The organism is Paraburkholderia tropica (assembly GCF_914484835.1).
Taxonomy (GTDB): domain Bacteria; phylum Pseudomonadota; class Gammaproteobacteria; order Burkholderiales; family Burkholderiaceae; genus Paraburkholderia; species Paraburkholderia tropica_A.
This window is the reverse complement of sequence record NZ_CAJZAR010000056.1, coordinates 25,569-43,666: the sequence shown is the minus strand read 5'-3', so window position 1 is coordinate 43,666 and position 18,098 is coordinate 25,569. Positions and strand designations below refer to the sequence as shown.

Sequence of the window (18,098 nt, the reverse complement as noted above, 5' to 3'; positions counted from 1 at the left end):
GGGTGGCCGTCAGTCGCTGCTGATCGACGCACAAATGCTCGGAGAAACCTGGTTCGTCATGCGATCTATTCCGACGAGCGACTAGGACTCGCGCGCGCCGGAGCCGAATCACGATGCGCGGGTCGTTCGCCCGCGTGGCTCGGCACGATTGGCGGCCGCGCAATGCGCCTGATAGCAGTTGACCGAAATGCGCATTTCCTCGCCCGCTGCGGTCGTGCAGGTTTGCTCGCAGGTGCGGGTCGGCATGCGCGCGAAGCGGATCGGCACGACGGCGTGCACGGCGCGCGACGGCGCTTGCGCATGGGCACGGGCGCGCGCACTGGCGTGGCTGGCATGGGCGGCCTGCGGCGCGGCGCTCGCCAGGTAGAAGATCAGCGCGCCCGCGAGCATCGTGCCGCCGAGCGTGAGCGCCGCCGCCGTCAGGGCGAACGCGACGTGCTGCATCACCCCGAGCGCGAAGAGTGCGGCGAAGAACGCGATATAGACGACGGGCAACAGCGCGATGCCCAGGCGGCTTGCCCGCTCGCAGACGCGCGCAAGCCGCGCGGCGGCGGGCTGGGACAGGCGTTGGAGCGTGGCGGCGAGCATGATCGGACCTTTCCGGGGAGTGATGAAGGTGTGGCGCGGTTCTGGCCACACCTTCACTGTATGGGGCGCGCCTGGCGCGGAAAATCGGACGATTTCGAGAAACGCGGCGGGCCTGACGCGGTGCAGCAACCGGCGCGCGCAATGCCCGCCACACGGGGCTGCGCGCGGAAAACTTCATCCAGTTTGTGAACTCGATGCGCGCCGCATGGTCAGATACCGCCAAGGAAGGCGGACGTGGCCGCCGCAGCCATCCATCGGCACGGGCTGGCCGGGCGTTCGGGAGGCCGGCGGCCACGCGCGCCATCCTGCGGCCCCTCGCGGGGCGCGGCGGCTGCTGTCAGGACCCGTCTGCACGTGTCTTAGCCGCGTCCGCGAGACTCATCGAAGCATCGCTTTTACAGGGACACCTCAATGCGCCGACGTCAATTTCTTCTCAGCTCCAGCGCCGCGCTCGCGGCGGGCGGTCTGGCTCTCTCGGGCTGCACGACGACCCCGCTGGGCTCCAGTGACAGCGCCGCGCAGAACGCGGCCAAACGCAATGCCATCGACGCCGGCGTGGACGCCACGCTCGCGCGTCTCTACAACACGGTGTCGGGTTCGCAGGAACTGCTCTCGAAGGCGAGCGGCGTGCTCGTGTTTCCGAGCGTGATCGCGGCGGGTTTCTGGTTCGGCGCCCAGTACGGCACCGGCGCGCTGCGCGTGAATGGCCGCACCTCGGGCTACTACAGCACCGCGGCGGGCTCATTCGGCTTGCAGATCGGCGCGCAGTCGAAGGCCATCATCTTCGCGTTCATGAACCAGGGCGCGCTCGACGATTTCGTCAAGAGCCTCGGCTGGTCGGCGGGCGCGGACGCCACGGTCGCCGTCGTGACCGTGGGCGCGAACGGCAATGTCGATACCTCGACGGCGCTGAGTCCCGTCGAAGCCTTCGTGCTGACCAACGGCGGCCTGATGGCGGGCGTCTCGGTCGAAGGCGTCAAGGTTTCGCGCCTCGTGATCTGACGCTCCTCCTTTCTCCTCCTTCCTGATTTCCGCGCCGCGCCGCCCGCTGTGGCGGCGTGCTCGCGCGCGGGCCGTTCCCCGAATTTTTTCCGATGCAGCGTGCGGGGACGGCGCCCCTGCAAGCTCGATTTCGTCCACTGCGTGTCCATTCCGCGCTCGTCCGCGACCCTTGCGGGGCGTGCCGCACATGGCGTTTTCGCAGGGTTAACTATGATTTTGGAAATATTTAACTCTAAACTATACTGACCCGACGCATGACGATGGCGCGTCGTGCGCCACGGTTTCGAACATCGAAGAGGACGGTCATGGCAGAGCGGTCGTTTGTCGAGGAAGTGAAGAAGCTGCGCCTCGGCGCGGGCGAGGTGTTCAGCGGCGAGGGCATTCTCGCGGTGACGAAGGCGCTGCTCGAATCGGGCGTGGCCTACGTGGCGGGCTACCAGGGCGCGCCCATTTCGCATCTGATGGACGTGCTGGCCGACGCCCAGGACATCCTCGCCGACCACGGCATCCGCTTCGAGAACAGCGCGAGCGAGGCCACGGCCGCCGCCTCGCTGGCCGCCTCGGTCAACTATCCGCTGCGCGGCGCCGTCACCTTCAAGGCGACCGTCGGCACCAACGTCGCGTCCGACGCGCTCGCGAATCTCGCCTCGGGCGGCGTGACGGGCGGCGCGCTCGTGATCGTCGGCGAGGACTATGGCGAAGGCTCGTCGATCATGCAGGAGCGCAGCCACGCGTTCGCGATGAAGTCGCAGATCTGGCTGCTCGATCCGCGCCCGAATCTGCCGTGCATCGTGCAGGCGGTGAAGGACGGCTTCGATCTTTCCGAGGCGAGCAGCACGCCTGTGATGCTGCAGTTGCGCATTCGCGCGTGCCACGTGCACGGGCAGTTCGTGGCGTCGGACAATCGACGCCCGGCGTTCACGATCAAGGACGCGCTCGAACATCCGAGCCGCGACGTGAACCGCATCGTGCTGCCGCCCGCGAGCTTTCTGCACGAGCGCGAAAAGATTCACGAGCGCTGGCCCGCCGCGGTGAAGTTCATCGAGGAGCGCCAGCTCAACGAGTTCTTTTCCGGCGACGAAGGCAGCGGCGAGGGCAACGCACGCGACATCGGCATCGCGGTTCAGGGCGGCAGCTACAACACGGTGCTGCGCGCGCTCGAACGGCTTGGTCTCGCCGATGTGTACGGCGAATCGGCGATTCCGCTCTATGTGATGAACGTGGCCTATCCGCTGATTGATTCGGAGTGGGAACGATTTTGCACGGACAAGCGCGCCGTGCTCGTGATCGAGGAGGGGCAGCCGAACTTCGTCGAGCAGAACGCGAGCGCGATTCTGCGTCAGCGCGGCGTGAACGCGACGCTGCACGGCAAGGACATGCTGCCGCTCGCCGGCGAGTACAACGCCGCGACGGTGGTGAAGGGCCTGCGTGCGTTTTTCGAGCGCTATGGCGTGCTGGAGGTTCAAGCGACGCCGCCCGCGCCGCGCAAGGTGATTCCGGTGCAGGCCGTGGCTAGCGTGGCCGAAACCCATGCCGATCACACCGCGCTACCTGCGCTCGACGACAGCGTGCACGCGCGTCCGCCGGGTTTCTGCACGGGCTGCCCCGAACGCCCGATCTTCACGGCGATGAAGCTGGTCGAGCGCGAGCTTGGTCCGCATCACGTGAGCGCCGATATCGGCTGCCATCTGTTCTCGATCTTGCCGCCGTTCAATCTCGGCGCGACCACGATGGGATACGGCCTCGGCAGCGCGAGCGCCGCCGCGCTCAACGCGCCCGCGAGCAAGCGCGCGATCTCGGTGATGGGCGACGGCGGCTTCTGGCACAACGGCCTGACGAGCGGCATCGCCAACGCGGTCTTCAACAAGAGCGACAACCTCACGATCGTCGTCGACAACAGCTATACGTCGGCCACGGGCGGCCAGGACATTCTGTCGTCGACGGCGCTCAATCCTACGCGCAGCACGGGTCATGAGATCGAACAGGCGGTGCGCGGCGTCGGCGTGAAGTGGGTCAAAACCGTGCGCCGCACCTATGACCTCAAGACCATGATGGCCACGCTCAAGGACGCGCTCACCACCGGCGCGAAAGGGCCGAAGGTGCTGATCGCGCAAAGCGAGTGCATGCTGAACAAGCAGCGCCGCGAAAAGCCGAAGCAGCGCAAGGCGATCGCGGCGGGCGAGCGCGTGGTGCGCGAGCGTTTTGGCGTCGATTCGGATACCTGTACCGGCGATCATTCGTGCATCCGGCTCTCGGGCTGCCCGTCGCTGTCGATCAAGCCCAATCCCGATCCGCTGCGCACCGATCCGGTCGCGAGCGTGCTCGATAGCTGCGTGGGCTGCGGCCTGTGCGGCGAGGTCTCGCACGCGGCGGTGCTGTGTCCGTCGTTCTATCGCGCACAGATCATCAGCAATCCTACTAAATCGGACCGCTTGCGGCAGCGCGTGCGCAATGCCGTGATCGGCTGGCTGCAACGCCGCGAGGCTCAGCGCCGCGCGCGCTACGCATTCTGATTCCGGGGCGAGACCATGACGACAACCCAACCGATCAAGATTGCGATTCTGGCCATGGGCGGCGAGGGCGGCGGCGTGCTGGCCGACTGGATCGTCGATCTCGGCGAGCACAACGGCTATTACGCGCAGACCACGTCGGTGCCCGGCGTGGCGCAGCGTACCGGCGCCACCATCTATTACGTCGAGCTGTTCGCGCGCGAGGAGAGCGAGCCGCGCGTGCCCGTGCTCGCGCTCATGCCGCTGCCCGGCGACGTCGACGTGGTGCTCGCCTCCGAGCTGATGGAAGCGGGCCGCGCCGTGCAGCGCGGGCTCGTGACGGCGGAGCGCACGACGCTCGTGGCGTCGACGCATCGTGTCTATTCGATCGCCGAGAAAACGTCGATGGGCGATGGCCGCGTCGACGACAGCGCGCTGATCGCGCACGCGCATCAGGCCGCGAAACGCTTCGTGCGTTTCGACATGGCGCAGGCCGCCGAAGCGAGCGGCAGCGTGATCAGCGCGGTGCTGTTCGGCGCGCTCGCGGGCACCGGCGTGCTGCCGTTCAGCCGCGCGCAGTTCGAGGCCACCATCGAGCGCGGCGGCGTGGGTGTGAGGCCGAGCTTGCGCGCATTCGAGCTGGGTTTTTCGCGCGCCGATGAGGACGCCGATGCTGCATCGGTCAAGCAAACGGAAAAGACCGGGAAACCACAGACACCCGCACCGCGTGACCCCGCCGTCGCCAAATTGATCGAGCGCGTGCGCGCGGACTTGCCCGAAGACGCGCAGGCGTTCGCGATCGAAGGCGTGCGTCGGCTGATCGATTACCAGGACCCTGCGTACGCCGCGTTCTATCTCGACCGCCTGACCGGATTGCGCGCGACGCTGCCCGATACCGACCGCGCCTTGCTGCGCGAAACCGCGCGCCATCTCGCGCTCTGGATGTCGTACGAGGACACGATCCGCGTCGCCGACCTGAAAACGCGCGGCTCGCGTTTCGAGCGCGTGCGCGGCGAAGTGCGCGCGCAGGCCGATCAGCTGCTCGCCATCAACGAGTTCATGCATCCGCGCATCGAGGAAATCTGCGAGACGCTGCCCGCCGGGCTCGGTCGCTGGCTCGCGAAACCGCATGGCGTGCATCGGCTCGTGAAGCGCTTCGCGGCGTCGGGGCGTGTCGTGCGCACGAGTTCGCTGCGCGGCTACCTGCTACTCTATGCGGTCGCGCGTCTGCGCGGACTGCGCCGCCGCACGCTGCGCTACGAGCTGGAGCACGCGCGCATCGACGGCTGGCTCGCGCAGATCGTCGAGTCGGCGCGGCATAATCCGGCGCTGGCGACCGAAGTCGCGCAATGCCAGCGCCTCGTGAAGGGTTACAGCGACACGCACGCGCGCGGCCTGGCGAATTTTCAGACCGTCATGGCCGCCGTTGCGCGCGCGGGTCAGCGGCTCGCGCCCGCCACGCTGCGCGAGTTGCGCGACGCCGCGCTCGCCGACGAGCACGGCCACAAGCTGCGCGCGGCGCTCGCGAGACACGCGCTCGCCTGATTCGCGCGCGGCGTGCGCAGAGACATCGAGATCGACATGACATCGCCCACCTTCAGCCGTCCCCACAAGATTCATTTTTCCGAATGCGATCCCGCGGGCATCGTGTTCTATCCGCAGTATTTCGTGCTGTTCAACGATCTGATCGAGGCGTGGATCGACGAACTGCTGCCCGACGGCTATCACGGCGTGATCGGCGCGCGGCGGATTGGCATGCCGACGGTGCGGCTCGAAGTCGATTTCAAGGCGATCAGCAAGATGGGCGACCGGGTGGTGCTTTCGCTCGACGTGCAGCGGCTAGGTAACGCCTCGCTCGTGCTCGCGTGGGCCTGCACGGGCGCGGACGGCGTGGTGCGCATGAGCGCGCTGCAGACGCTCGTGACGACCTCGCTCGACACCCACAAGGCCATTCCGATGCCCGACGATCTGCGCGGCGCGATCGAGCGCGCGATGGCGCGCGCGCAGTAAAACCCGGCGCCGAAGCCGTTCACGCCGGCGGCCGGTGCAGGTCGATCAGCAGCCGCAGCGTGGCCTTCAATTCCTCGGCCTTGTCCTTGCCGAGCGGTTCGAGCACCTGATCCTCGTGCTGTTTGGCCTGCACCATCAGTTCCGATACGAGCTTCTGCCCGCGCGGCGTGATGCGCACGAGCGTCACGCGGCGGTCGGCCTCGCTCGGAATCCGCTTGACGTAGCCCTGCGCCTCCATGCGGTCGAGCAGGCGCGTGACCGTGGGCTGCTTGGTCACCGAGATCTGCGCGAGCCGCCCGATGCTGATGGGCTTGCCGTCCGAGAGCGTGGAGAGCACGCGCCAGTCCGAGACCTCGAATCCCGCCGCCTGCACGATCACGTGGAATTCGCCGGAGATCAGCTGGCTGACCTGGGCGAGCAGCGCGGGCGTGTAGCTGTCGACGAAGCTGGCGTCGGTGGACTGGCTCATACGGACCTGAACGGGCGGATAGCGAATGGGACGGAACGCAAACATACCACGACGCCCGCGCGGACCCTTGTCGGCGAAAGGAAAAAGGGGTTAACCATGATTTTGAATTGATTTATGCCTAAAGATAATTTTGACGTTTCAGGATGATTTCGCCGCGCTGGACGCAAGGGTTTGAGAAAGCGGATAAGCGGTTCAGAACCGGTTCAGAACTGAAAGGAGCGCAAGATGACGAGCAGTCTGCAGCAACTGACCACCGATCTCGCGAGCGGCCGTGTGCGCATCGTGGACCTGACGCAAACGCTGTCGCCCGAGTTTCCGGCGTTGCAGTTGCCGCCGCAGTTCGGCCAGGTGTGGGCGTTCAAGATGGAGACGATCAGCCAGTACGACGAGCAGGGTCCGGGCTGGTACTGGAACAACTTTTCCTGCGGCGAACACACGGGCACGCACTTCGACGCGCCCGTGCACTGGATCTCCGGCAAGGACCACGCGCAGAACTCCGTCGATACGATCGATGTGAAGAATTTCATCGCGCCCGCCATGGTCGTCGATGCGAGCGCCGAGATCGCGGCGAACCCGGACTGGCTGCTGACCGTCGAGTTTCTGGAGGCGTGGGAAGCGCGGCACGGCCGCATTCCCGTTGGCGCGTGGGTGCTGCTGCGCTCGGACTGGTCGAAGCGCACCGATCCGGCCGAGTTTCTCAATCTGCGCGAGGACGGCGCGCATACGCCGGGTCCGACCCAGGCGGCCGTCGAGTGGTTGATCCACGAGCGCAAGGTGCATGGCTTCGGCGTGGAAACCATCAATACCGATGCGGGCCAGGCCTACGCGTGGCCGGTGCCGTATCCGTGCCACACGCTCATGCACGGCTCGAACCGCTACGGCCTGCAATGCCTGAAAAATCTCGATCAACTGCCGCCGACGGGCGCGGTAATCGTCTCCGCGCCGCTGAAGATTCAGGCGGGCTCGGGCAGCCCGTTGCGCGTGCTCGCGATGGTGCAGGACTGATCCCGGCGCGTGTCTTGCGCCGTGCATGAGGCACATCGCTGCAGAGGCATTTCATCGCATGAAATCCACGCCCGTTGTACGAATTGATCTAGATCAATGTCAGTAGGTCGCACGCCAGTACGCTTGAAATACCGATCACGATTTCACGAGCGAACAGGAGAAAGACCATGCGTGCAATGGACGTCATGACCCCGAATGTCGTTACCGTCAGCCCGGAAACGAGCGTGCGCGAGGCGGCGAAGCTGCTGCTGGAACGGCGTATCAGCGGCGCGCCGGTGCTCGATGCGCAAGGGCAGCTCGTGGGCATCATCAGCGAGGGCGATTTGCTGCGGCGCATCGAAATCGGCACCGACACCACGCGCCGCAAGCGCTGGCTCGACTTCTTCGCGACCAACGCCGACGCGGAGGCCTACGTGAAGTCGCACGCGCGCCGCGTGGAAGACGTGATGACCACGGAAATCGTCAGCGTGAACGAGGAAGATTCGCTCACGCACATCGCGGCGCTGATGGAGCGGCGCGGCGTGAAGCGCGTGCCGGTGCTGCGCGACGGCAAGCTCGTGGGCATCGTGAGCCGCGCGAATCTATTGCAGGCGCTGGCGAGCAGTGCCGAAGACGCGCCGGCCGTTTCGGCGAGCGATCGCGAGATCCGCGAGAAGCTGGTGGCGGAACTCGAAGGGCGGCCGTGGGCGTTCGCGGGCCGTAACGTCGTGGTGCGCGACGGCGTGGTGCATCTGTGGGGCACCTTCAATTCGGCCGACGCCGTGCGCGCGGTGCGCGTGGCCGCCGAAGGCATTCCCGGCGTGCGCAGCGTGGAAGATCACACCGAACCGTATCCGATCATGCCGGGCATCTGACTGATCTGAGTGATCTGAATCAGCGGACCGGAAGCGGTCCACTGGAAACGGAGGAGACGTAGTCGCAACGAAGGCCGGCGCCATGCCGGCCTTTTTCATGCGCGAGCGCGGTTCGCGCGCCGAACTCAACCGCCTGCCGCGAGCGCGCTTTCCAGCGTGGCGAACGTGCGTTCGGCGGTGCGGTCGAAATGCAGCGGCGTGACCGAGACGCGCCCCGAGTTCACGACGGCCGTTTCCGTGTCCGGCCCGTTTTCGCGCGGACCGCGATGAAAGCGCAGCCAGTGATAGTCGATGCCGCGCGGATCGGTCAGCGGCACCACGTCGATGCCTTGCACGAGGCCCACGCCCTGGCGCGTGACGGTCAGCGGGCCGGCCGCGCTGGCGTCCACATCGGGGAAATTCACGTTCAGGCACACGGGCGCATCGTGCGAGATCGCGGCGAGGCGGCGGATCACGTCCGGCGCGAGCGCGCGCGCCGTGTCCCAGCGCACGTGATCGCGGTCGCGGAAGGTCTGGCTCATCGCGATCGACGGCAGGCCGAGCAGCAGGCCGGTCATGGCCGCGCCGACGGTGCCCGAGAACATCGTCTCCACGCCCAGATTGGCGCCGCGATTGATGCCGGAGAGCACCAGCGTGGGCGTGACGTCGCCCATCAGCTGGCGCACGGCCATCACCACGCAGTCGCCGGGCGTGCCGAGTACGCCGAAACGGCGCTCGCCGCGGCGGCTCACGCGCAACGGCGAGTGCAGGCTGATCGAGTGCGAGGTGCCGCTCTGGTCGTGTTCGGGCGCGACGACCCAGACTTCGTCGGCCAGTTCGTGCGCGACTTCTTCGAGCACGGCGAGGCCGGGGGCGTCGATGCCGTCGTCGTTGGTCAGGAGCACGCAGGGCAGTTTCGATGCGGATGCGGACATGGCGAATCTCTTCTCCGATGAAGGTGGGCGGGAGCAGTGAACGGCCATTATCGGATAAAGGGCCATTTCGCGACGGACGGGATCGCTTCCGGGATAGACTACCGCCTATCCCCAAGCCCCTGACGACGCGCGCGGCGCACCCGCCGCGAGGAGAACCCCGTGAAGCCGCAAGACCAGCCGGATATTGCTCGCGTGCTGTTTGTCGTCGCGATCCTCTGCGCGTTGACGGTCGGCAGCCTCTACGTCATGCGCCCGTTCCTGCCCGGGCTGATCTGGGCGACCACCATCGTCGTCGCCACCTGGCCCGCCATGCTCGCCGTCGAGCGGCGCTGCAAGCGGCGCTGGCTCGCCATGCTCTGCATGCTGCTGATCCTGCTGGTGGTGATCGTGCTGCCGCTTTACGAAGCGATCTCCACGCTCGCCGCGCATGGCGCCGAGATCATGGACCTGATCCGCAAGCTGCCCGACTACGCGCTGCCGCCGCCGCCCACCTGGGTCCACGACGTGCCGATGGTCGGCGCGCGCGTGGCCGAAAAGTGGCAGTCGTTCTCCGACGCCGGTCCCGGCGGCCTGCTCGCGCAGCTCGAACCTTACGCGTCGATCGCGGCGCACTGGCTCATCAGCCATGCGGCGTCGGTGGGCGTGTTCGTGATCCACATGTTCATCACGGTGATCATCACCGGCCTGCTCTATATGCAGGGCGAGAAAGCGGCCGCCTATGTCGTGCGCTTCGCCGCGCGCGTCGCGCCGGCTCACGGCGCGGAAGCCGTGAAGCTCGCGGGTGCTTCGATACGCGCGGTCGCGCTCGGCATCGTCGTGACGGCGGTGCTGCAATCGGCGCTCGGCGGCATCGGCCTCGCGGTGGCCGGCGTGCCCGGCGCGGGCGTGCTGACCGCCGTGCTGCTGATGCTCTGCCTCGCGCAGATCGGGCCGGGCCTGCCGCTGATCGGCGGTGTCGTCTGGCTGTTCGTGCACGACGCGAACATCGCGGCGATCCTGCTCGCGATCTGGTCCGTGATGGTGGCGATGCTCGACAACTTCGTGCGCCCCGTGCTGATCCGGCGCGGGGTGAACCTCTCGATGCTGCTGATCCTCTCCGGCGTGCTCGGCGGGCTGTTCGCGTTCGGCATCGTCGGCCTGTTCATCGGGCCGGTGATACTCGCCGTGTCTTCCACTTTGCTGACGGCCTGGATCAACAAGACGCCGACGCCCAGCGCCTGATGCCCGCCGACGCTCTCCACCGACCTCCGCAGATCAAGACGATATTCGTCTTAATCGCGCGGCTCGCTGCGGGCGCGGCAGCCTGGCAACACGCCGCACGATTCGACGTTAGGATGACGGCTGGACTTCGCTTGGCTCTTGCGTTCTACGCGTCGGTGCCTGAGTACCGTCACTCGCGTTGACGCGCATTTTCTTGCGTCCGATGCGCCTCACCCGTCGTCCCTTTCTTCGGCGACGCACGCGTGGCTTCGCGCGGCGCACCGCTATCGAGGAGGGGAAATGGCTCAGTTCAACTGCGACATTTGCGGCGTGCGTCCCGCGACCGTGCGGGTAGCCGTGTTGCAGGACGGCAGGCGGCGTTATCTCGACGTCTGCGATTATCACTACGCGCAGCTCACGCGCCATCAGCGCACCGTGAGCCCGCTCGAAGCGCTGTTTCGCGGCGCGCAGCAGGCACAGGGCGATCCCACGGCGCCACCCGCGCCGCAGACCATGGAAGCCGGTGACGGTGCGATCGTCGAGCGCTATTTCAGCGACACGGCGCGCGAATTGCTGCAACGCGCCGCCGAACGCGCGGTGCAGTTCGGCCGCCGCGAAGTCGATACCGAACACCTGCTGTATGAACTCGCGGACAACGACGCGGGCGCGGCCATGCTCAAGCGCCTCGGCATCGAGCCCGACGACGTGCGCGCGTTCATCGACGCCAACGCGCAAAAGCGCGAAGCAGTCGCCGCGCCCGACGAAGCGCGCATCGCGGTGTCGCCGCGCCTCAAAGGGGCGCTCGATCGCGCGTTCCTTGCGTCGCGCGAACTGGGCCACAGCTATGTCGCGCCCGAGCATCTGCTGCTCGGTCTCACGCAGGTGCCCGAAAGTTTCGCGGGCCACCTGCTGGGGCGCTATGGCGTGACGCCGCAAAAGGTGCTGCAACGTCTCGTCGAAGCGCAGGGCGATAAGCGCGAGCAGCCCGCCGCGAAGGCGCCGAGTCCCACGCCGCAACTCGATCAATACAGCCGCGATCTCACCGCGCTCGCGAGCGAGGGCAAGCTCGATCCCGTGATCGGCCGGTCGAGCGAAATCGAAACCGTGGTCGAAGTGCTCGCGCGCCGCCGCAAGAACAATCCGGTGCTGATCGGCGAGCCGGGCGTGGGCAAGACCGCCATCGCCGAAGGACTCGCGCAGCGCATGTTGAGCGGCGACGTGCCGGAGTCGCTGCGCGGCAGACGGCTCGTCGAACTGAACGTGAACGGCCTGATCGCGGGCGCGAAATATCGCGGCGAATTCGAGGAGCGCGTGAAGGGCGTGATGGAGGAAATCAACGCGCAGCGCGAGACGCTCGTGCTCTTTATCGACGAAGTGCACATGATCGTGGGCGCGGGGCAAGGCGGCAACGAAGGCGGGCTCGATATCGCGAACGTCTTCAAGCCCGCGATGGCGCGCGGCGAGTTGAACCTGATCGGCGCGACCACGCTTTCGGAGTATCAGAAGTACATCGAGAAGGACGCCGCGCTCGAACGGCGGTTTCAGCCGGTGTTCGTGGCCGAGCCGAGCGTCGATCAGACCATCAATATTCTGCGCGGGCTGCGCGATAAACTCGAAGTCCATCATCATGTGACCATTCGCGACGACGCGCTCGTGTCCGCCGCCGAATTGTCCGACCGCTATATCACCGGCCGCTTTTTGCCCGACAAGGCGATCGATCTGATCGATCAGGCGGCCGCGCGCGTGCATCTTTCGGCGACCTCGCGGCCCGCTGCGATTCTCGAACTCGAATCCGAACTCGCGCAGCTCAAACGCGAGCAGGACTACGCGGCCACGCGCAAGAATTTCGAGCGCGCGCACGCGCTCGACGACCCCATCGCCGAGAAAGAAAAATCGCTCGCCGACGCCACGAGCGCATGGAAAGGCCAGCTCGGTTCGGTCACGTCCGACGTGACGACGGAGCAGGTCGCCGAGATCGTGTCGAAGCTCACCGGCGTGCCGGTTACGCAGCTCACGGCGGAAGAACGCACGCGTCTGCTCGAAATGGAGCAGCGTCTGCACGAGCGCGTGATCGGCCAGGATCAGGCGATCGTTGCGGTCAGCGACGCGGTGCGCCGCTCGCGCGCCGGTTTGCGCCGTGGCCGGCGGCCGACCGCCGTGTTTCTGTTCCTTGGCCCGACGGGCGTGGGCAAGACCGAACTCGCGAAGGCGCTGGCCGAAGTCGTGTTCGGCGACGAGGATGCCATCGTGCGCATCGACATGAGCGAGTACATGGAGCGCCACGCGGTGTCGCGCCTGATCGGCTCGCCGCCGGGCTACGTGGGCTACGACGAGGGCGGGCAACTGACCGAGCGCGTGCGCCGCCGCCCGTACTGCGTGATCCTGCTCGACGAGATCGAGAAGGCCCATCCCGACGTGTATAACGTGCTGCTACAGGTGTTCGACGATGGCCGACTCACCGACGGCAAGGGCCGCGTGGTCGATTTCAGCAATACCGTGGTGATCGCGACGAGCAATCTCGGCTCGGACGTGGTCTCGGGGCAGAAGCGTTCGGGTCCGGGCTTTCTCACGAGCGCCGATGCGTCGATGCAGAGTGCGGTGCTCGGCGAATTGCGCCAGCATTTCCGCCCGGAGTTTCTCAATCGTATCGACGACATCATCGTTTTCCAGCCGCTCTCCGACGACGAATTGCGTTCGATCGTGCGCCTGCAACTCGAACAGGTGCAACGCATGGCGCGCAGCCAGGATATCGATCTGAGTTTTGACGAGAGTGTGGTCGATTTTCTTGCGGCTGAAGGTTATCGGCCCGAATATGGCGCGCGCGAACTGAAGCGCCAGATTCAGCAGGCCATCGAAAACGAACTCGCCAAGGAAATGCTCAAGGGGGAGGTGAAGGAAGGCGCGAAGGTCGTGTGCCGTTACGACAAGGCGCAGCGCCATATCGAGTTCGCGGCGCAGTCCTAGCCGCCGTGTGACTGGCCGATGAGGCGTCCTGCCTGGCGGACGTGTCATCGGCCAGAAGTTGGCTCGATCGGTTTGCCGATTGTTTTCTCGATTTCCGTTCGGAAACTTTTGTACGGCGGTGGGCCGGCCGTGTCCGGAAACCGGCGCGCCGCGTCGTGCCCGCACCACGCTTTCGGTCCAAATTGATTTGTTTTGTGTACGTCTTCCAGACAGACACATTGGGATACAAAGCGCGCACGCGATTCCGCTATAAATCCTCTGAAGCGTTTTTCTGCCGCCGCGCCTGCGATCGTCCGATCCGCATAGGACGGCGAATTCGAGCAACCGTGCCGATTCCGGCGCGGGCCTTTTCAGAAGACAACCAGGAGAAGTGGGCTCATGTCCGATCCCGTCAATGTCCGCCGTCGCCGTATTCTCGGTACAACGCTCGCGAGTTTCAGCCTCGCGGATCTGGGGCTGAGCAGCCTCGCGCACGCGCAATCGTCGAACCAGACGGCCGGTAACACGCGGACCGGCAGCGGTGCGTCGTTCGGGCCGATCAAGCAGATCGATGCGGGCGTGCTCAACGTCGGCTATGCGGAAGCCGGTCCGAAGAACGGCACGCCCGTGCTGCTGCTGCACGGCTGGCCGTACGACATTCACAGCTATGTGGAAGTGGCGCCGATGCTCGCCGCCGCGGGCTATCGCGTGATCGTGCCGTATCTGCGCGGCTACGGCAGCACGCGCTTTCTCTCGGCGGACACGCCGCGCAACGGCCAGCAGGCGGTGACCGCCGTGGACATCATTGCGCTGATGGATGCGCTCAAGATCGATCAGGCCGTGCTGGGCGGCTACGACTGGGGCGCACGCACGGCCGACACGATCGCCGCGCTGTGGCCCGAGCGCGTGAAGGGTCTGGTTTCCGTGAGCGGTTATCTGATCGGCAGCCAGGCGGCGAACAAGAATCCGCTGCCGCCGAAAGCGGAATTGCAGTGGTGGTATCAGTTCTATTTCACGACCGAGCGCGGTGAACTCGGTTACGCGCAGAACCGTGACGGTTTCAACAAGCTGATTTGGCAACTTGCCTCGCCGAAATGGAATTTCGACGACGCGACTTATGAGCGTTCGGCGGCTTCGTTCCAGAATCCCGATCACGTGGCGGTCGTGATTCATAACTATCGCTGGCGTCTCGGTCTGGTGCAGGGCGAAGCGCGTCTCGACGGTCTCGAACAGCGCCTGGCCGCTGCGCCGAATATCTCCGTGCCGACCATCACGATGGAAGGCGACGCGAATGGCGCGCCGCATCCGGCGCCGGAAGCGTATGCGAAGAAGTTCACGGGCAAATATCTGCACCGCAATTTGACGGGCGGCATCGGCCACAATCTTCCGCAGGAAGCGCCCAAGGAATTCGCCGAAGCGATTCTGCAGGTCACGCATCTTTGACCGGACGCATCGCCGAATGAGAAAGCGCGCCACACGGCGCGCTTTTTTTCGTCCTTTCGTTTTGGTCCCTGCGAATCGGGCTGAAAAAAATGGCGTGCAGTTTTTAACTGCACGCCATTTTTCATGCGCCGGACCGTTTTACGATCCGGCGCGATCAGTCGATTAACCGTGCTTGGCGTCGAGGCCGAGCAGCGTGCGAATCTGGTGCTCGGTATCGTCGTAATTGCCTTCGCCGAAGTGCGTGTACACGAGCTTGCCGTTCTGATCGATCAAGTACAGCGCAGGCCAGTATTGATTGCCGTAAGCATTCCACGTCGCGTAACGATTATCCTGCGCGACCGGATACTTGATGCCGTATTGCCCGATCGCTTTCTTCAGGTTCGCCGTATTGCGTTCGAAGCCATATTCGGGCGTATGCACGCCAACCACCACGAGGCCCTTGTCGTGGTATTTCGCGTACCAGTCCTTCACATACGGAATCGTGTGTGCGCAATTGATGCAGTCGAAAGTCCAGAATTCGACCAGCACAGGCTTGCCGCGCAATTGCTTGAGATCGAGCGGCGGGCTGTTGAGCCACGTATCGATGCCGGTGAAATCGGGCGCGGGCGCGCCGGTCTTGATCGCGGACGGCTCGACGCCGGAATCCTGCGCGGATGCAAAAGCGCCAAATGCAGCGGTGGCGACGAGTCCTGCCGCGACGGCGGCAATCTTGAGTCGGTTGAGCATGACGAGTTCTCCTTTTGGTGAGGGTGCGAACGTATTGAAACGCGCACACGTATCTGGCGCGTGTCTCGTCATGGGCTCGCGTGAATCGCCATGTATCGTCGCCATGGGCGTACACATTGGCATACAAAAACGCGGTATTGGCCGCGCCGCTTCGCTGCACACGCGGTTTGCGCCTGTATCGGCGTGTATCTCCAGCGGCGCGCGATACATGCCGATTCGATATCGCATTCGCCCGACATTTGCCCGATACACGCGGGCGTTTGAATACGGTTCATGCACGAAGCGCGGCTCGCGCTGAAGTGTTTATCGATTTCAAACGCACGATATTGGGAGTCCGAATCATGTTGCTCATCGTTATCGCTTTCGTCGGCGGGGCATTCACCGTGTTGAGTCCCTGCATTCTGCCGGTCGTGCCGTTCGTGTTCGCGCGTTCCGACCGGCCGTTCCTGACCGACCGTCTGCCGTTGCTGCTCGGGCTCGCAGGTACGTTTGCGTTGCTCACCGGACTCGGCGCAGCCGGCCTGAACGGCGCGGCGGAACTGAGCGAATACGGGCGCTGGTTCGCGCTGGCGCTGTTCGGTGTGTTCGGCGCGGCCTTGTTGCTGCCCGCGCTGGCGACGCGGCTGACGCGTCCGCTCACCGCGCTCGCCGACCGCTTCATGGCACATTCGCAAGGCGACGGCGCGCTCGGGCAGATCGGCTCGTCGGTGTTGCTGGGCGCAGCGACGGGGCTGCTCTGGGCGCCGTGCGCCGGCCCGATCCTCGGCCTGATTCTCACGGGCGCGGCACGCCACGGCGTGACCTGGCAGACGTGGGGCGCGCTCGCGGCCTACGCACTCGGCGCCGCGTGTTCGCTGGCGATTGCCGCAAGCCTCGGCCGCCGCGCGATGGATGCGCTCAAGCGCTCGCTCGGTCTGGGCGAATGGCTGCGCCGTGCGATGGGCGCGCTCGTGCTGGTGACGGTGGCCGCAATCGCATCGGGCGTGGACACGCGGGTGCTCGCGCTGCTGCCCGGCGCGCCGACGACCAGCCTGGAAAGCCGCCTGACCGCGTCGATTGGATCGGCCACGCATGGTTCGCGCCAGGTTCAGCAGAATGTTCAGTCGAATGCCCAGTCCGTGGCGACGCCAGGCTGAAACGCGTGAAGTTCGCGCCGCGTTCGATGCTATCGAGGCAGCCCCTCGATCTGGAGAGCGAGCATGAACGCGGACGAACGCGCGGCGCTCGGCGACGCGAGCCCGTTGTCGTCGTCCTGAGCGTCGCGCCAGTGGCTCATCTCACCAGGCCAATTTCTGGCGAAAGAGGGTGCCGCCGTAGCCGTGGACGACTTCGTCGACTTCAGTGGTCGATTCCTCTTTGGCTTCGAGAATGAGCGCGACGCTGCCGGGCTTCAATTCGGCTTCGATGGATTGCGTCAGCTTGGTGTCGAGCAGGCTTTCGACCGCGCGGCCGCCGAGCGCCGCACCCGCGCCGACGGTCATGCCCGCGAGCGCGCCCACCGGGCCGCCGAGCAAACCGATCAGTCCGCCCGTGACCGCGCCGACGACCGTGCCCCAGTAGGCGTGTGTGTACTGGTCGAGGACCGTGCATTTGCCGTCTGCGTGTTTTTGGACCATGACGCCGCTTTCGATCTTCAGACCCACGCCATCCTTTTCGAAATTTTTGAAGTCGCGGGCGGCGCGCTGCGCGGAGTCCAGCGTATCGAAGGTCGCAACGAGTAATTCCTGAGTCATGGTCCTGCTCCCGCGCGATGAGGCGATGCTCTAAAGATAGTCAATCGGCATCGCCGCGCCAGTGGGGAATTCGGGGCGACAAGCGCGGTGACAAGCGAGGCGACAGGCATGCTGCAGGGCGGCGAAATGAACGCGAAATGTGAGGCCGATATAATCGGTGCGCTACTCAACGAGGACATCGCATGAAACTACTTATCGCTCTGCTTGCCACCGCCACCGTCGCAACGACCGCGTTCGCCGCCGATAACGTCCAGAAACTGCCGTCGGGCGTGATCGTCGAGCAGATCAAGCAAGGCACCGGCCCGCAGCCCACCGTCAACGACGTCGTGCGCGTGAACTATCGCGGCACGCTTGCGAACGGCACCGAATTCGACAGCTCGGCCAAGCACGGTGGTGCGGCGACGTTCCCGCTCGGCCGCGTGATTCCGTGCTGGACGCAAGGTCTGCAGACGATGAAGGTCGGCGGCAAGGCCAAGCTGACCTGCCCCGCAGCAACGGCATATGGCGACCGCGCCGTGGGCCCGATCCCGCCGAACAGCGATTTGACGTTCGAAGTGGAACTGCTCGGAATTCAGCAATAAGTTAAGCCGATTGACGCCGGGCGAGGGGAGTCCCTCGCCTGGTTTTTGCGTGCGGCTGCGGGCGCGGCAGGTGCGATGTGAGGCGTTGTTTTGGGTTCAATAATAAGGATCGCGAAGTAAATTGCGGGCTTGATCCTGCTG

16 protein-coding genes are annotated in these 18,098 nt (G+C 65.5%); 11 read left to right on the top strand and 5 right to left on the bottom strand.

What is annotated here, in order from left to right; translation table 11 throughout:
* Positions 1-108: 108 nt before the first annotated feature.
* Positions 109-588 (bottom strand): hypothetical protein, encoded by a 480-nt coding sequence (locus LDO54_RS19175; RefSeq protein WP_224012259.1) that lies wholly within the window; start codon positions 586-588, stop codon positions 109-111.
* 411 nt (positions 589-999) lie between these two features.
* On the opposite strand from LDO54_RS19175, the gene LDO54_RS19170 reads away from it, so the two are divergent.
* The 4 genes from LDO54_RS19170 to LDO54_RS19155 all read left to right on the top strand — a co-directional run bounded on the left by LDO54_RS19170 (position 1,000) and on the right by LDO54_RS19155 (position 6,089).
* A complete protein-coding gene (locus LDO54_RS19170) occupies positions 1,000-1,590 on the top strand; it encodes a BPSL1445 family SYLF domain-containing lipoprotein (protein ID WP_224012258.1) in 591 nt (196 codons plus the stop codon).
* Between the two features lie 305 nt (positions 1,591-1,895).
* Positions 1,896-4,103, top strand: coding sequence for an indolepyruvate ferredoxin oxidoreductase subunit alpha (locus tag LDO54_RS19165; protein ID WP_224012257.1), 2,208 nt, complete (start codon positions 1,896-1,898; stop codon positions 4,101-4,103).
* A gap of 15 nt (positions 4,104-4,118) precedes the next feature.
* On the top strand, positions 4,119-5,624 hold the full coding sequence (locus tag LDO54_RS19160; RefSeq protein WP_224012256.1) for an indolepyruvate oxidoreductase subunit beta family protein: 1,506 nt from the start codon (positions 4,119-4,121) through the stop codon (positions 5,622-5,624).
* Between the two features lie 36 nt (positions 5,625-5,660).
* Positions 5,661-6,089, top strand: a complete 429-nt coding sequence (locus LDO54_RS19155) for an acyl-CoA thioesterase (protein WP_224012255.1) — start codon at positions 5,661-5,663, stop codon at positions 6,087-6,089.
* Between the two features lie 19 nt (positions 6,090-6,108).
* On the opposite strand, the gene LDO54_RS19150 is transcribed toward LDO54_RS19155, so the two are convergent.
* A complete protein-coding gene (locus tag LDO54_RS19150; protein WP_224012254.1) occupies positions 6,109-6,558 on the bottom strand; it encodes a MarR family winged helix-turn-helix transcriptional regulator in 450 nt (149 codons plus the stop codon).
* Between the two features lie 225 nt (positions 6,559-6,783).
* Between LDO54_RS19150 and LDO54_RS19145 the strand changes: the two genes are divergently transcribed.
* Together LDO54_RS19145 and LDO54_RS19140 are read left to right on the top strand one after the other, a co-directional pair.
* Complete coding sequence (locus tag LDO54_RS19145; protein ID WP_224012253.1) at positions 6,784-7,563, top strand: cyclase family protein; 780 nt, start codon at positions 6,784-6,786, stop codon at positions 7,561-7,563.
* Positions 7,564-7,730: 167 nt separating this feature from the next.
* Positions 7,731-8,417 (top strand): CBS domain-containing protein, encoded by a 687-nt coding sequence (locus LDO54_RS19140; RefSeq protein WP_224012252.1) that lies wholly within the window; start codon positions 7,731-7,733, stop codon positions 8,415-8,417.
* A gap of 125 nt (positions 8,418-8,542) precedes the next feature.
* Here LDO54_RS19140 and surE read toward each other — a convergent pair whose 3' ends face one another.
* Positions 8,543-9,331 carry a 5'/3'-nucleotidase SurE gene (surE, locus tag LDO54_RS19135; protein ID WP_224012251.1) on the bottom strand — a complete coding sequence of 263 codons (789 nt, stop codon included), beginning with the start codon at positions 9,329-9,331 and terminating at the stop codon, positions 8,543-8,545.
* 159 nt (positions 9,332-9,490) lie between these two features.
* On the opposite strand from surE, the gene ydiK reads away from it, so the two are divergent.
* The 3 genes from ydiK to LDO54_RS19120 all read left to right on the top strand — a co-directional run bounded on the left by ydiK (position 9,491) and on the right by LDO54_RS19120 (position 14,917).
* A complete protein-coding gene (gene ydiK, locus LDO54_RS19130) occupies positions 9,491-10,552 on the top strand; it encodes an AI-2E family transporter YdiK (protein ID WP_224012250.1) in 1,062 nt (353 codons plus the stop codon).
* A 279-nt stretch (positions 10,553-10,831) separates the two neighbouring features.
* Positions 10,832-13,495, top strand: coding sequence for an ATP-dependent Clp protease ATP-binding subunit (locus tag LDO54_RS19125; RefSeq protein ID WP_290371112.1), 2,664 nt, complete (start codon positions 10,832-10,834; stop codon positions 13,493-13,495).
* 378 nt (positions 13,496-13,873) lie between these two features.
* Positions 13,874-14,917, top strand: coding sequence for an alpha/beta fold hydrolase (locus LDO54_RS19120; RefSeq protein WP_224012249.1), 1,044 nt, complete (start codon positions 13,874-13,876; stop codon positions 14,915-14,917).
* Positions 14,918-15,079: 162 nt separating this feature from the next.
* On the opposite strand, the gene LDO54_RS19115 is transcribed toward LDO54_RS19120, so the two are convergent.
* Positions 15,080-15,643 (bottom strand): thioredoxin family protein, encoded by a 564-nt coding sequence (locus tag LDO54_RS19115; protein ID WP_224012248.1) that lies wholly within the window; start codon positions 15,641-15,643, stop codon positions 15,080-15,082.
* Between the two features lie 341 nt (positions 15,644-15,984).
* On the opposite strand from LDO54_RS19115, the gene LDO54_RS19110 reads away from it, so the two are divergent.
* Entirely contained in the window at positions 15,985-16,779 is a 795-nt protein-coding gene (locus LDO54_RS19110) for a cytochrome c biogenesis CcdA family protein (protein WP_224012247.1), read from the top strand.
* 141 nt (positions 16,780-16,920) lie between these two features.
* Here the strand turns inward: LDO54_RS19110 and LDO54_RS19105 are convergent, their stop codons facing one another.
* Positions 16,921-17,376 carry a DUF1269 domain-containing protein gene (locus tag LDO54_RS19105; protein ID WP_224012246.1) on the bottom strand — a complete coding sequence of 152 codons (456 nt, stop codon included), beginning with the start codon at positions 17,374-17,376 and terminating at the stop codon, positions 16,921-16,923.
* A 182-nt stretch (positions 17,377-17,558) separates the two neighbouring features.
* On the opposite strand from LDO54_RS19105, the gene LDO54_RS19100 reads away from it, so the two are divergent.
* On the top strand, positions 17,559-17,957 hold the full coding sequence (locus LDO54_RS19100; protein ID WP_224012245.1) for an FKBP-type peptidyl-prolyl cis-trans isomerase: 399 nt from the start codon (positions 17,559-17,561) through the stop codon (positions 17,955-17,957).
* Positions 17,958-18,098: the final 141 nt, after the last annotated feature.